The 15,818-nt window shown below is 48.9% G+C and carries 10 protein-coding genes; 6 read left to right on the top strand and 4 right to left on the bottom strand.

Translation table 11 applies throughout. From position 1 onward, the window contains the following. Positions 1-39: 39 nt before the first annotated feature. The 3 genes from EKM89_RS04720 (at position 40) to EKM89_RS04730 (ending at position 7,329) form a co-directional block, all read left to right on the top strand. A complete protein-coding gene (locus EKM89_RS04720) occupies positions 40-1,662 on the top strand; it encodes a glycoside hydrolase family 43 protein (RefSeq protein WP_125686164.1) in 1,623 nt (540 codons plus the stop codon). 443 nt (positions 1,663-2,105) lie between these two features. Further along, complete coding sequence (locus tag EKM89_RS04725) at positions 2,106-3,935, top strand: DUF2207 domain-containing protein (protein WP_125686166.1); 1,830 nt, start codon at positions 2,106-2,108, stop codon at positions 3,933-3,935. Positions 3,936-4,248: 313 nt separating this feature from the next. Beyond that, on the top strand, positions 4,249-7,329 hold the full coding sequence (locus EKM89_RS04730) for a YfhO family protein (RefSeq protein WP_125686168.1): 3,081 nt from the start codon (positions 4,249-4,251) through the stop codon (positions 7,327-7,329). Positions 7,330-7,617: 288 nt separating this feature from the next. Here the strand turns inward: EKM89_RS04730 and EKM89_RS14030 are convergent, their stop codons facing one another. Together EKM89_RS14030 and EKM89_RS04740 are read right to left on the bottom strand one after the other, a co-directional pair. Next, positions 7,618-7,773 carry a hypothetical protein gene (locus EKM89_RS14030; RefSeq protein ID WP_164510507.1) on the bottom strand — a complete coding sequence of 52 codons (156 nt, stop codon included), beginning with the start codon at positions 7,771-7,773 and terminating at the stop codon, positions 7,618-7,620. A 1,108-nt stretch (positions 7,774-8,881) separates the two neighbouring features. Beyond that, a complete protein-coding gene (locus tag EKM89_RS04740) occupies positions 8,882-9,763 on the bottom strand; it encodes an NmrA family NAD(P)-binding protein (protein WP_125686172.1) in 882 nt (293 codons plus the stop codon). 122 nt (positions 9,764-9,885) lie between these two features. On the opposite strand from EKM89_RS04740, the gene EKM89_RS04745 reads away from it, so the two are divergent. Beyond that, complete coding sequence (locus EKM89_RS04745) at positions 9,886-10,506, top strand: TetR/AcrR family transcriptional regulator (RefSeq protein WP_125686174.1); 621 nt, start codon at positions 9,886-9,888, stop codon at positions 10,504-10,506. 342 nt (positions 10,507-10,848) lie between these two features. Here EKM89_RS04745 and EKM89_RS04750 read toward each other — a convergent pair whose 3' ends face one another. Then, positions 10,849-12,159, bottom strand: a complete 1,311-nt coding sequence (locus EKM89_RS04750) for an NCS2 family permease (RefSeq protein ID WP_125686176.1) — start codon at positions 12,157-12,159, stop codon at positions 10,849-10,851. Between the two features lie 275 nt (positions 12,160-12,434). Further along, positions 12,435-13,355 carry a helix-turn-helix domain-containing protein gene (locus EKM89_RS04755; RefSeq protein WP_225421811.1) on the bottom strand — a complete coding sequence of 307 codons (921 nt, stop codon included), beginning with the start codon at positions 13,353-13,355 and terminating at the stop codon, positions 12,435-12,437. 187 nt (positions 13,356-13,542) lie between these two features. Between EKM89_RS04755 and EKM89_RS04760 the strand changes: the two genes are divergently transcribed. Next, complete coding sequence (locus EKM89_RS04760; RefSeq protein ID WP_125686179.1) at positions 13,543-15,597, top strand: glycoside hydrolase family 31 protein; 2,055 nt, start codon at positions 13,543-13,545, stop codon at positions 15,595-15,597. A gap of 20 nt (positions 15,598-15,617) precedes the next feature. Then, positions 15,618-15,812 carry a hypothetical protein gene (locus EKM89_RS04765; RefSeq protein ID WP_125686181.1) on the top strand — a complete coding sequence of 65 codons (195 nt, stop codon included), beginning with the start codon at positions 15,618-15,620 and terminating at the stop codon, positions 15,810-15,812. The last annotated feature ends 6 nt before the right edge of the window (positions 15,813-15,818 follow it).

The following is a 15,818-nucleotide window of genomic DNA, read 5'->3' on the forward strand; positions in this document are numbered from 1 at the left end:
TAAAAATTTGGTAAACACACACGAAAGGAAGATTCTCTCATGAAGATTCAAAATCCAGTTTTACCTGGTTTTAATGCCGATCCTAGCATGATTCGGGTGGGTGACACGTACTACATCGCCAATTCAACGTTTGAATGGTTCCCTGGTGTTCGGCTTCACGAATCAAAGGACATGGTTCATTGGAATCTCTTGCCATCACCACTGTCAACGACCACGCTCTTAGATATGAAGGGTAACCCGGCTTCTGGTGGGATTTGGGCACCAGATCTGACCTACGCTGACGGCAAATTCTGGTTGATCTACACCGACGTTAAGATTACCGACGGTCCATTTAAGGACATGACCAACTACTTAACCACGGCTACGGATATCCACGGTCCATGGACTGATCCAATCAAGGTTAACGGGGTCGGCTTCGATGCTTCCCTGTTCCATGACAAGAACGGCCGCAAGTACCTGGTACAACAGACCTGGGATCACCGTGAATACCACCACCCATTCGATGGGATTACGTTGACTGAATTCGATACGACGACTATGAAGCTCAAACCAGAAACTGCCCGGAACATTTACAACGGTGACGATGTGAAATTGGTTGAAGGGCCACATCTGTACCAAATCAAGGGGTACTACTACCTGTTTGCTGCTGAAGGTGGGACTGTCTTTACCCACCAAGAAGTCGTTGCCCGTTCTAAGACGCTTGATGAACTCTCATTTGAGAGTGAACCAGACGGCCCATTCATTACGAATATGGATACCCCAGACTTCTACTTGCAAAAGCAAGGTCATGGTGGCTTGACGGACACCCCAAGCGGCGAATGGTATTACGCATCACTTGTTTCTCGTCCTTGGAACCATGCCAACGAATCCAGCCACGACCCTCGCGGCTGGAGCACCCTTGGCCGTGAAACTTCCATCCAAAAGGTTGAATGGGATGACGAAGGCTGGCCACGTGTTGTTGGCGGTCATGGTGGCCAAGTTGAAGTTGAAGCACCAAAGGATGCCATTTTAACCGATGCGCCTAAGGATCACTCACAACATGACGAATTCGACAAGCCAGAACTCGACATGAACTGGAACACGTTACGGCAACCATTTACCAAGAAATTAGGGACGGTTGGCAACGGCGAGTTGAAGTTAGTGGGTCAACAATCCCTGTCCAGCACGTTTGACGTTTCCTTTGTCGCTCGTCGTTGGCAAGCATTCAACTTCGATGCTGAAACGAAAGTTAAGTTCGATCCATTCAGTTACCAACAAATGGCCGGACTGGCTAACTTCTACAATGACAAGCATTATTCCTGGATTTTCATCACCAACGATGAAAAGAAGGGCCGTGTGATTGAAGTTGCGCAAAACGACAACAATAACTACACTTCATTCTTGAAGGACGACGCTATTCAAATTCCAGAAGGAACAGAATACGTTTGGTTCAAGGTAAAGGCACGTAAAGAATCATACACGTACCAGTACTCCTTTGACGGTAAGAACTGGGAAACTGTCCCAGTGGAATTGGATGCAGCCATTTTGTCTGATGACTACGTTCTACAAACATCTGGTGGCTTCTTCACTGGTGCCTTTGTCGGCCTTGTTGCGGTCGACTACGCCGGTTACGAACAGGTTGCGACGTTTGACCACTTCGACTACAAGGAATTACCGGATTAAGCTGTGAAATTGTCGCTTAGCCAACGCTAGACCATCGTGTGCAAAATGATTGGCACGCCCGACCGCCGGGTGTATGATGGTGGCGCTAAAGGTGATAGGCCCAACAGCTGGCCGGATTGAGGCCGGAAATTTCCGGTCGGTCAGCTGAACCGACGCTAACGGCAGACTAGTATGTATGTGTGAGGGCCTCCAGAGATGGGGGTCCTTTTAGTTTGCAGATTGCTAGTTGCCACATGAACTTTAGACGGAAAATAACGCAATTATCAGGCAACAAGTTCTGAGGATAGTCTCTATAGTAGAGAAGACGTCTGACAAAAGCAATCGAAGCCTTCCGCAATCGTTTCACCCTATCAGTAGTCAGCTAGCTCCGTCAACTTCGCCTTGGGCCGGGCTTCGCGCTATGATACACTGAGTATAAATCACGGGGAAGCAGGGGATTTGGAATGAAGCATAGAGGGATGTTACTGGGACTACTGAGTCTACTGACAATCATCGCTGCTATAGCGGTTAGCAGGCCCGTGGCGGCCGCTGCGGATTATACGATCGATCCTTATCAGATGCACATTGCGGTGCTGAAAAATGGGGATGCGGACGTCACACAGGCCATGACCTATAGGTTTGACGACGATTACCATGGTGTCTACAACAACCAAGACCTACGGGGGATTAAAGGGGGCAAACTGACCGGCATCACAACGGCCTTTAACGGTGGGAAGCTAACAGCTGCCCGCCAGTCGACGGCCCACACAGATAATACCTATCAGGTTAGTTATGCTGGGCAAAATGCTAAGGTGAAGCTGTACCATCGGGCGAGCGACGGCGATAAGCTAAAGGTGACCTATCACTACCATCTGCAGGGGGTCATTACCAACTATCGAGATACGGCTGAATTAAATTGGCGGGTAATTGGGTCTAACTGGGACGTGGATCTGGAGAACGTCAAAGTGGTCATCCAACTGCCGGCGACGCAGGTGAAACAGTTGCAGGCGTGGACGCATGGTTCCTTAGACGGCTACACGAAGGTTGATAAGGCACAAGGACGCGTGACGATGACCCTTGCTGAGAATCCGTCGGGCACGTTCGTTGAAAGCCATCTGCTATTTCCAACTAGTGTGACGGCGGCGAATACGAACATTAAAGACGAAAAACGTAAAGCTGCCGTCCAAAAACAAGAGGCAAATTTGGCAGAACAGGCCAACGCGAAGCGAAAACAGAAAAAGCAACAGGCTTACGGTGGCTTTCTGGCATTTATTGCCGTCATCGTCGCGTTAGGACTCGGCTTCTGGTGGTGGCTGTGGCGCCATCCGGCTAATCGTTACCCGCACCCCATTCCGGCCAATCATTTCTTTGATGTGCCCAGTGTGTCACCGGCGTTGGCAGAGTCGCTGGTTGATTTTAAATCGCCCAATACCGATGCTTTATCTGGTGAGATCCTCATGGCTGTTAGCAATCATGAGATTACGATGGTACCCGTTAAGGACGGGCGGCGTGAGACCTTGAAGCTGACTAAGCTGGTTCCGACCGTTTCCAACTATTTTCTGCAGAAATGCTTCATGAAGATTGCCAAGGCGGATAGCTTTACCCTTCTCGACCTGAAGAAATACGGCAAGCACGACAAAAAAGGACGGCTGAGCAAATGGTTCCGCACGTGGCAGGAGCAAGTCGACGAGTTAGCAGAACCGTATCAAGATGCGGCTAACGTCAAATTACGCCAACGGACGATGCTCGGAACAGTGGGGCTCACTGCTCTAATCAGCATTGCCATTGGGGTCGGGTGGACGTTGAACCGGACTATCAGTTTAGCAACGACCATCATTGGCCTACTGGCAGTACTCGTGTTGTGGATCTACACGGTCCGGCTCTACCAACACACGGACCGTAACAATGAAGCTGGTCTGATTCAAGTCAACGAGGTTGGCGGATTCCGGCGGATGCTCAAAGACATTGGTCACTTTAATACGGCCGAAGTTGGGGATCTGATTCTTTGGGAACAAATCCTACCTTATGCCGCGGCGTTTGGCCTAGCTCAAAAAGTTGCCAATAAACTGGCAGTCGATTTTGGTACGGCGGCGTTGAACGATAATTTTGTGGTCTTCTACCCGATTTTCTATTCGAATGATTTTAGTGGTTCCATTGGCGATTCCCTTAACGACAGCATTTCCAGTGCCATTCAAACATCGACATCGGCGAGTTCCAGTTCAGGTGGTTCTGGCGGCTTCTCTGGCGGCAGTTCTGGCGGATTTGGTGGTGGATCGGGTGGTGGCGCGTTTTAGAAAGCGGGTGCTCAAGACCGATCAACTGATGAATCTGAACATTACTAGCTATTAAATCCTGGTTCTGGTTTCATTGCCCAGTGGAATTAGCTGTCCTTGAGACTACGCAGCAGCAACGCAATCGATCAATTAAGCGAGAGTCGACACAACCAAGTCGACTCTCGTTTTTTTCTTCAGAGCTCGTCATGTTTCACGTGGAACATTATTTTTACGTATAGTCTGGTCAGAAGCATTGACACAATCCTCGCCGCCCGGTAAATTGGGTAACAGGTGGTCTTGCGACCAATTGCGAGTTAGTATTGGGGGAATAATCATGGAAATCGCACACCGCCGCTGGCCATTATGGGTGTTGTACACTCTGGCCTTTGCGGTGATTGCCGCGTTAAGCTTTGGCGTGTTTGGCCTGGCAAATCGCACACTGATTTGGAATATGGATGGGATCACGCAGCACTATCCAGTGATGTTGGAACTGCATCGACTGTTGATTAAGTCCGGTCTGGCAGGAATCACGGGGTGGTCGTGGACCTTTGGCTTGGGGGCCGATAAGTTAACCACGCTGGCCTACTACGTGTTGGGGGATCCATTTGCCTACGTGCTAGCGCTATTTCCCGTTCGAATGATGGCGACCGGCTATGGTGTCTTTATCGTTTTGCGGCTGTATGCGACGGGATTGGCGTTCCTGGCGTTGGCACAGCGTTATGCCTTTCGTCCGGGAGGTCAATTGCTGGGGGCCGTGACGTACGCTTTTACTGGCTACTCGTTGATGATTGGTGTGCATCATCCCTTCTTCTTACTACCGATGATCTGGTTTCCTCTATTATTAGTGGGCATCGATCGGATTCTACGCGGGCACGGCTGGCAACTGTTGGGCTGGATGACCGGTCTGGCAATTTTGAGTAACTTTTATTTTGCTTACATATTAGGATTAGGAAGTCTGATCTACGCGGCAATTCGTTTCTGGAGCCTGCAGCGACAAGGTCTATTGGCAATTAAATGGCCCGTTGCGCTCCGTCGATTTCTAGTTGCAGCGGTCAGCGGCGTTTTCGTGGCGGGGGTCCTGCTGATTCCGTCGCTACTGATGATGTTGAAGTCGACACGGGTCGGCACCATCTTTGCCAATGGTCTGTGGCTGTATCCGGGAAGTTATTATTTAAAATTGGCGAATGCCGTGCTGACGACCGGGAGTGAACCCACTTACTGGGCCGTGTTTGGCATGAGCGGGGTCACGTTCTTCGGTTGTGTCTACGTGTTACGGCATTGGCGAGAAAATCGACCGTTGGCAGCGACCCTGGTCCTGATGGCAGTCGGGTTGTTGTTCCCAGCGGTAGCAGCATTCTTCAACGTACTGTCGACGCCGTCTAACCGGTGGCTGCTGCTGGCAGCGGTACCATTTGGCCTCGCCACGATGGTGCTGGGTGATCATTTAAACGAATTAACCAAACGAGACCGCTACTGGTTAGCGGGAAGCGCCATTGGTCTCTTGGTGGTTGTCTACGCCTGCAATGGGTTTATTTTCAGCAATCCGGAACGGGATTTGGTCACGTACGGCGTATTTTTAGCGACAACGGTAGTGGTTCTCGGGAGCGCACAGTGGACGCTGCGCACGACAGTTACGTTGCTCAGCGTGGTCGTGGGAGCCAACTTGGTCAACAATGCGTGGGGGTATTATGATCCGAACATGGGGTCACAAGCCACTGACCAACTGCGTCAAGGCGATGCGACGCGCTACATTCAGGACTACTTTGACGGCGCACAAACAGCCGTCAAACAGCAAACGACATTTTCACGGGTCAATACGGCCTATAACTTCAACCTGTTACGGACGGTCGGGAACAACATGACCATGAGCCATGGCTTGCACGGCATCATGTCCTACTTTTCAGTGCAAAATGGGTACGTGGGCCAGTTCAGTCGGGACCTGCAAAATGCGCAGGTGGCGATGAACGCGCCGTTGGGACAGGCCGACAATCGTACGGCAATGGATAATCTGTTGGGCGTCAAAACGATTTTTGCACGTGAGGATCAGGTCGCTAACAACGCGGCCCTGCCGTACGGCTACCATGCGGAAAAACGTGTGTATCCTGAGGAACCAGTCTACGGCTTGTCCAACGGTACAGGGACGCAGCTGTTGACGACGACACTGAACTTTCCATTGGTCTATACGCAGCCAACCGCGATGACACGGTCGGCATGGCGGCATTTGAGTGCTGTTGATCGCGAGCGGAGCCTCACCCAAACGGCTGTTACGACGACAGCGACTAACGTTAAGCATGCGAGCTATCGGTCACCCAAACGCACGGTGCCTTACACGGTGACCGCCGACACGATTCCGGTGGTCGACAGCACCAACAAGGTCATCCAGTATCGGTTACAGCAGGCCGTGACGGGCCAACAAAAGGGGCTATCACAGAAGCAGTTGGAAAATTACGGCAGTACCATCAAGGTGCCTAAGCTGACGGTCGATAAAAATGGTCTGATCAGTGACCAGGATGTTCAGCAGTATGAACCGATGGTGGCGCTAGATCGAAATAAGGCCGCGTTGCAGCGGGTGCTCACAACGAACCAGCAGATCGTGAAGCAGACGACCGAAGTTAATCGACAAGGGCTGCGGCAGGTGACGAGCGATGCGTTGGGCAATCCCATAAGCTATACGTTGACGCTGAAACGGCCACGACAGGCGCAAGGGACAGAATTATATTTGAAACTTGATGGAATTAAGGCGCAACGGCTGACAACACAGGATAAGCTAACGGCTCAGGCGAACAATAGTGTGCTGGGTGGGACACCGCTGTCGACGCTGACACAGCTGAACACGTGGCGAACGGCAATGTTGAACCCTGATTTGGGCGATTATTGGTTGACGGTCAAGACGCGTAATCAGACCAAGACGTTCTCACAATTTGGGGTCGATAATCTGTCCGATTACGAGCCAAAATCGCGTGCACTGCTGAACCTAGGCTATTCGACGCAGGAACGCGATACCGTCAGCATCACATTTAATGCGACGCGACAAATCAGTTTTAAGTCGGCGAAGTTGATTGCGATGCCATTTAATAAATCCTATGATCGTCAGGTCCACGCAGTCCAGAAGCGTGGCCTGCAACAGGCGCATGTGCGTGATAATCGCGTAATGGGCAGGTTGACGACGACCCAACCCAGTGTGCTGGCCACGTCCATTCCGTATTCCACGGGGTGGCGACTGAAGGTCGATGGCCAACCAGTTAAGACGCAGGTGGTGAACGATGGTTTTGTGGGCGCTAAATTAGCGGCCGGCAAGCATCGGATTCAGCTGACATACCAGACACCGGGGCTCCTGGTGGGAAGCTGGTTAACTGGCTTAGGTGTGCTTGGGTTGCTGGGGAGTGCAGGTTTGGCGCGTTGGCGGAAGCGTTGATTATTCATTTATAGGCAAGTAAAAGAGAGTGGGATAAAAGGCGATTAGCTGGCGAGCATTAAGGCGGATAACCGAATAACCCTGGGCTTGGATTATTTGGTTATCCGTTTTAAGCGGAGTCAGCTGCCTTTTGTCCCACGTTTCAGCAACGTAAATTTGGAGATAGCAAAGGAGTCTGGGGTTTTATCCCAGACTCTTATTGTGTCGATTTTTCTGTTTGAGGTGGTTGTATCCACCCATCAAGATGACGTCACCGATAAAATAGAGGCCGCAGCCGCTAAGGGTAAACTAGACATAACTGAGAAAAAAGTAGTGCCCGGTGGTGAAAAGGTCGATGCTCCCCTTGACGACAAAGAGGACGACCAAGCAGACGGCGAGAAATAGTTGTGTCGACTCGAAGAAACTTTTAAGTTGTTCTCGGAAACGATTGCCTTTTTTTCGCATGCTAAGTGGATGCCTTCTTTATAAGATGTTGATAATTGCGTGTGACCGATGTTCCTTAAGCATCATCGTTCATAGTTGAGCAGTCTGCCAACTCACTCACGACTAATACTACATGTTAGTAAGCATTGTAACCATCATTTTTTCATAGAATTGACCACCTATCCGGTGTTGTTTGCCCTGCGGACCTGGTTATAACCCGGGTTAAGTTGAGTTGAAAATAAAATTAGGAGCAGCAAGTCGTTGACGATAACGACGCGCTGCTCTTTTTGAAGTGAATGTTTGCTATACTTGAAAAACGGTTATGAATTTGTGGTGGTTAACCCGGGTTATAACTGTTATGGCGGAGAAGTTAAATGCAGGGGAAGTCGCCAAGATGCTAGGTAATGGTGATGGCATACCCGGGTTACTGGCTAAGTTGTTTCATAGTTTAGTTCTGAGTCAGAGTTGTATAACCCAGGTTATGGTGATAACGCGTAGAGGGGGATTGTGTTAACTAGTCTACTGACCGGATTCTTTGCTTCCTATTTAGCGGTCAGTAGTTCGGTGCGTTGGGGAGTCTTGATAGGACTACTACTCTTGAATAATTGGACAATTTACTGGGTATTGGCGCATTGGGATGAGTTTCTACATAGCCTCACCAGTAAGTATCAGACATTTCTATTTTTGATTCTGAGTGAAAGTATTAATATAGTATGCAATGACGCAACGCATTTGACGGGGCCACTGTTTTGGCTTTGGCTGTGTGGCGAGATTCTGTCGAGCATTGTGGTGGCATGGGTGCTGACCAAAGTACTTGCTTGGGGTTATCATCGCATACGTCAGGTACTAAAGCCGAAGCTCTGATGAGAAATAGTGAAAGGGTGTCTGATGCGGCGGCTGAGGTGAATGAGTCGGCAACAATGAGAGTAGGACATCACTCAAAAAGTTGCTCCTTTCAGAATTATTAGATTCTGAAAGGAGCAACTTTTATTTACGCCACTATGGTGCCAAAACGTGGGTCATCAGGCAGTTTGTTGCGTTCAACTCGATAGCAAAAATTATGCCAGAGTCAGGCATAATTCCTGCTATCACGTTGATGCTCGTAAACTGACCGTCCGATGTCTCACGCTCATTTTTGGTAAACGTGGGCGAACTCTTTGACGAAGTCAGCTAGTTTAGAGGGGCCCAATACGGGTTGGTGCGCGCGGTAATCGGCGTAGAAATCGTTATCTCGTTCGTAAGCTGTCATCTTGACGTACTGGTGGGCGAAGCTAGCGGGTGCGCCACTGGCACGGAGGTTTTGTTCCATGGTGTCGTCGCTGATCTGGACCAGCTTAACGTCGAAACCCAAAGCGTGACTTAAGTATGCGGCGACTTCGGTATAGCTTTTTTCATCGCTGGCCACGTATTGACTGGTGATGCCGGCAGCTGGTGAGGTTAATGCCGATGCGGCGACGGGCACAATGTCGGCTGGTGCGACCCATGAATTTGGTTTGGTAAGACTGCTATTGGTGTAAATCGCGTGGTCTTGCTTGAGCGTGGTCAGATTGCTAAAGAGGTTGTAGAACATGGCAGTTGGGCGAAGGAAGGTCAAGTTAACGTTGGGTAGCTCGTGAGTTAAGACGCTCTCGATGATGTTGTAGATGTGCAGAGCACCAACTTCTGGCCCCAGATTGGCGCCAACGCTACTGAGATTGACGACTTGTTTAACACCAGCCGCTTTCACAGCATTGGCATAGGTCTCGGCTTGCTGGCGACCGGCCGCAAAAACGTCCGCGTCGTTATTTGCAGCAGTGATCATGAGGTAAACGGCGTCGGCCCCGGTGAAGGCTTGGGTCAAAAAGGCCCCGTCGGCAATGCTACCAATGGCGGGTGTGGCACCCAGTGCGACAATATCGGCTGCCCGCTCGTCACTGTGACTGATAATGGTTATGTCATGACCGGCGGCAATTAAGGTTTGGGCTAAGGGCTTGCTGATGTGACCGAGAGAACCGGTTAATGTAATTTTCATAAGTGAGGATCTTCTTTCATAAAATATAAGTCTATCTTTTAACTTGAAATCATTATAAGAGATAGACTTATCCTTTGTCAACTGATAAACTAAAGAAAATTGAAAAAAAGGAATGAGCAGTTGTGAAATTGAAGGATGAAGAAAAGCATGATCGTCTACTGGATGCTGGTGTAACGGTGTTGGCTAAGGGTGGGATGGCTAATTTTTCCACGACAAAGGTGGCTAAGTTAGCTGGGATTCCCCAATCGAACCTCTATATTTATTTTCAGAATAAAGGGGCGCTGCTAGAAGCCGTTTACCGAATGACCGTCCATCAACAGAGTGTGGCTGTTGTGGCAGCACTAAAGGATGAAGATCCGCTGACCACGCAGGTGATGGCCAGTGTGCGGGCACTGTATCAGTTTGCTATGGCCCAACCGGAGACGGTGACGGCCATTCAAGCCTTGCTGGATGATATCGAATTGAAGCACAAATGGGGGTTAAAGCAAGACGACTTAGCGAACCAGCGGATCCAACGATTGCTACAAGATGGCATCGACCAGCACGTTTTGCGGGCGACCGACCAAAATTTTATTCGTTACTTCCTGGCGCGCCCCGTTTTTCACTATGCGGATGGTATTCGTGCAGGACTTTATCCAGATACGCCGGCCGCATTAGCTGATTTAACGGCCATGATCATGGGCGCGGTCCTGCAACCAGACGTGTACCGGACCTGGTGTCTCGAAATGGCGTCAACTAGGTAACTCAGGTTGAAAGTTCCCAAATACCTGTATGACTGTTGGCACAGCGATACGGCGGCTAAAATCCCAGTCATCGCCTTACCGGACGGTAGCTAGGGGCGGAAACGGGGCGAACGCAACTGGAAGCCTCGAAAATGCCGAGTTTCTAAGCTTGGTTTTCTACTAAGTCAATGGGGAACCGATCCCCTGGCAGCCGGAATGCGATCATTGCCATTAAGTTAGCGGTGACAATCCTTACGGTCATAAGAACAGTATGAACATTCTAGGGCTCACCTCTCAGTTAGGTAATAAAAAATCCTCACGACATCGATGATGATGTCGTGAGGATTTTTTTGGTTTGAAAACCTAAGCAGCGTTTAAGATCCAAAGGAAGAGAATGAAGATTACGGCTAAACCGTACATCATGGGGCCAACTTCCTTACCACGCTTTGCGGCCAACATGGTCAGCGGGTAGGTGATAAAACCCAAAGCGATCCCATCGGAAATGCTGTAGGTCAGTGGCATGCCCACAACAATCAGGAAGGCCGGTGCGGCAATTTCGAACTTTTCCCAGTGAATGTTCTTGAGAGACTGGGCCATCAGAACACCGACGATAATCAGTGCGGGTGCGGTCACCTGGTTAGTAACGACGGCGAGCAGTGGGGAGAAGAAGGCGCCAAAGATGAATAGGATACCAGTCACAATGGCGGTAAATCCAGTCCGACCACCCACGGCGATACCAGCTGAGGATTCAACGAAGGCCCCCATTGGCGAGGTTCCAAGTAAGGAACCCACGACCATGGTGCTGGAGTCAGCCATCAGCGCTTTACCGATCCGTGGCAGTTTGTTGTTCTTAACCAGACCGGCTTGTTCGGCTAGTCCAACCAAGGTACCAGTGGTATCAAAGAACGTTACTAGTAGGAAGGTTAGAACGACGACTGCAAGTTGTAAGGTATTGATATCGCCGATGTGTGTGAGGCCAACCATAAACGTTGAACTGATGCTAGGAACGGCGGAGATAATGTGTGCGGGCATTGGAATCAACCCAGTGATCAAGCCAAGAATAGAGTTGGCGACCATCCCAATAAAGATGGCACCAGGAACTCGGGCACTCATTAAGATAATAGTAACCAGGAGGCCGAAAATGGTCAGCCACGTGCTGCCAACCTGTAAGGATCCTAGGCTAACGATGGTTGATTTATCGGCGCTGACTAAGCCACCTTGACTCAGACCAATAAAGGCAATAAACAAACCAATCCCAGCGCTAATTGCCATTTTGAGATCTCGTGGAATCGCGTCGACGACCATTTCACGTAGTTTGAAGGCCGTTAAAATCATGAAGAGAATTGAAGCGACAAAGACGCCAGCCAGTGCCGTCTGCCAAGGAACCTTCATCCCAATCACGACGGAGTAAGCGAAGAAGGCGTTGATCCCTAAGCTCGCGGAAATCGCAATAGGGTAGTTGGCCAGGATCCCCATTAAGAAACACCCAAAGGCCGATGCAAAGGCCGTCGCGGTGAAGACGGCTCCCTGACTGATACCAGAAGCACCCAATACTTGGGGGTTCACAAACAGGATGTAAGCCATGGAGACGAACGTGGTTAGTCCGGCTAAAATCTCCGTTTTATAGGTCGTTCCCAATTCCTCAAAGTGAAAATAGTTCGCAATTTTTTGCATGCTGTGCGCTCCTCAACCATTATTTATTAAAACACGAACATTTATCACTATAGTTCGTGTTTATTCGTAAAATCAATCCTTATAGAGCTTAACATTTTTAAAAATTGAAAGCAATCACGAAATACAAATAATTTTATAAAAATAAAGTTCGGAATTTACAGCTAACGACTTGAACCCCGTTAGTTGTGCGAAAGTAATCGCTTTCGTCGAAAATAAAAAGTCGAGATCGTTTTCTCGACTTAAAGGAAGGCATAATTTATATGGTGTGGTTTATATCAGTCCAGCGGGGGCTGATGACTATCTCGATCTTCAGGTAGCGGAATCGTGGGATCGACCTCGACATTGTTCAGATAGGTTTTGGCATAGGCGTCACGGTACTTGGTCGGGGTTAGCGAGGAAATCTGTTTGAAGACACGGAGAAAGTACTTTTCGTTTTCAAAGCTAAGTTCATAGGCAATCTCTTTGACGGATAAGTCCGTCGTTAATAGGAGTTCCTCGGCCTGCTTGATCTTCGTTAAATTAATGAAGTGAATTGTCGTCATCTTTTCGTACGCACGGAAAAGTTTCGTCAAATAGACCGGGGTCATCTTGAACTCGGTAGCCACTCGTTCGACCGTTAACTTTTCGTGACTGTGGATACGAATCCAATTCTTGATCATTTCGAACCGTGACGTGTAGCCCTGTTCTTGGTTAATTGTTGTCATAAACTGATGGGAGAGTTCAATCAGAATACTTGAGATGAAGAAGTTTGTTGCGAGCGACGCGGTGGTCTCATCGTTGTCGCTATCAAGCATTTGGCGAATTAGCAGTGTTAGGCGACCAAAATTTTTGACGTTAAACTGTTGTGGTAGATTCACGGCCGTTGGATTGGTCGGGTGGTGGATTTCATCGGTCACGTAGCTGGTCGTGACGGGGCTGCTGGGAAAGAAGTGCATCCAGTAATAGACCGTGTCGGCGGGTGAGCCTTGAAAACCGATGTGCCGAATGTGGGGTGGGATTAGAAGACAATCATGGGTGGTTAGCGTGTACTGGGTATGGCCAATCTGAATGTAGGCGGCACCCTTAAGCATAATGAAGAGCTCATAGTCGCCATCGTTGATGATGTTTTTATGTCGCCACCCCGCCTCGGCGAAGTACTGACCGGCCTTAAAAAAGTGAACGGGTTCCGCTAATGAAAATTTGTACACCTTATTCATCTTTAAGTGCACCTCCAGTTTTGATTTGTATACCCTTATCGCCATTTTATTAGTTTTTGAATGATCAGTAAAGCACTATCATCATTATTGTAAACGCTTACCAGTTACATAGCATGCTAAACGATTTGTTTTCAATGGTATACAAAATGTTTGGATTGATGGAAACCACTTGAAAGGGGTTAGGACGATGATTTATGAAGATAATAACCGCCTATACTTACGTAATGCGAGTGAACTGCTCGAGGTTCAAGCCTGGGGCGAAAATAGTCTCCGGGTTCGTAGTAGCAAGTACGCTGAATATACCGGTAGAAATAATGCGCTCACCGAGAAAGTAGCGACGGGGAATGCCGTCGTGACGGTTGATGAGGGCCATCACACGGGACAGATTACGAATGGGAAGTTAACCGCGAAGATCGATGCCTTTAAGAACCTCAATTTCTATAATCAAAAGGGCGACCTGCTTTTAAAGGGATATCAACGTAATCGGATCGATGATATGTCCGCGGGTGAAAATGACGAGAAGGTCAACCACTTTAACAGTGCTCTGAATATTGATTCTAGAGAGTTCAAAGCGATTCCCGGTGGTGACTTCGAATTGAAGGTGCGCTTTGACGCGGCGGCTGATGAAAAGCTATTTGGCATGGGACAGTATCAACAGGACTTTTTGAATTTGAAGAATGCCAAATTAGAATTAGCCCATCGGAATTCGCAAGCTAGTGTCCCGTTTGTTCTTTCAAGTAAGGGCTACGGTATGCTGTGGAACAATCCGGCAATTGGTGAGGTTAGTTTTGCCAAAAACTTAACGGAATGGCATGCGCTGTCCACAAAGGAAATGGATTACTGGATAACCTGTGGGGATACGCCAAGTGCTATTGAAGAGCAATATGCAGCCGTTACCGGGAAGGTCCCGATGATGCCCGACTATGCGATGGGGTATTGGCAATGCAAGCTACGTTACCGGACGCAAGACGAACTGTTAGCGGCCGCACATGAATTTAAGGATCGCAATTTGCCAATCAGTGTCATCGTCATTGACTACTTCCACTGGCCAAAGTCCGGCGAATACACGTTTGATAAGACCTACTGGCCAGATCCAGAAAAAATGATCAAAGAACTGCATGAAATGGGGATTAAGCTCATGGTTTCAGTGTGGCCAACGGTTGATCAGACCAGTTCACACTATCAAGAAATGAAGGAACAAGGTTACCTGGTTCAGACCGAGCGCGGTGTCCCAATTACCATGGACTTTTTAGGGAACAATGGCTTTGTTGATTTCACCAATCCTGATGCACAGACTTATTTATGGCAATTATTAAAGAAAAACTATGCTGATAAAGGGGTCGACTTGTTCTGGTTGGACGAAGCCGAACCCGAATACACGGTCTACGACTTCGATAACTATCGCTACCACAATGGGACGAACCTTCAGATTGGAAATACGTATCCCGTAGCCTACTCCAAGGCGATTTATGATGGCCAAACAGAAGAAGGCAACAAGCAAGTCATCAACCTTGTTCGCTGTGCCTGGGCCGGTAGCCAAAAATATGGTGCTCTGGTTTGGTCTGGTGATATCGATTCTAGTTTCCAATCCTTACGGAACCAACTCGCAATTGGTCTGAATATGGCGATTGCGGGGATTCCATGGTGGACCACAGATATCGGTGGTTTTCACGGTGGTGTGGATGATAATGAGAGTTTCCGTGAACTGGTTACCCGGTGGTTCGAATTTGCCACGTTCTGCCCCGTTATGCGGATGCACGGGGACAGGGAACCACATACTGAGCCACTGAGTGATATTGGCGGCGGTAAGATGCCTTCTGGTGGTGCCACTGAGCCTTGGGCCTATGGGGACAAGGTTTACGGCATCATGCGGAAATACTTGAACCTGCGGGAAAATCTTAAGGACTATATTCGGGTACAAATGCAGGCAGCACATGAAAAGGGGACGCCGGTGATTCGGCCACTGTTCTACGATTTCAGTGCCGATAAGGCCGCTTGGGATGTCGAAAATCAATACATGTTTGGGTCAGATATTTTAGTTGCACCGGTCTTATTTGAAGGCGCCAAACAGCGAGATGTCTACTTACCAGCTGGCACAACTTGGGTCAACGTTTATACGAACGAGTCCTATGCTGGTGGGCAACAGATTACGGTTGCTACGCCATTAGCTCAGTTGCCAGTCTTTGTTCGGCAAGCGGCGCAAGCAAGCTTAGCACCGGCATTTACAGCAATTACGCAATAATTATGTAGGAGGCGACAATCGTGAAAATGTTTTCTAGAATGTTTGCGGGCCAGTCCTTGATTTCATGGGGCTTGCAGTTGATTTTAATCTATGTTGCGTGGCAAGTTGCGGACCATCATATCGAAAACAATCTGTGGACGATCACCGGTGTCGCCGTCTTATTACTATTAACTTACGCTAGCTTATCACGTGATGGTAAGCAACGGACAAAATAGAAAGCG

It is taken from the genome of Levilactobacillus fujinensis (assembly GCF_003946335.1).
Classification (GTDB): Bacteria; Bacillota; Bacilli; order Lactobacillales; family Lactobacillaceae; genus Levilactobacillus; species Levilactobacillus fujinensis.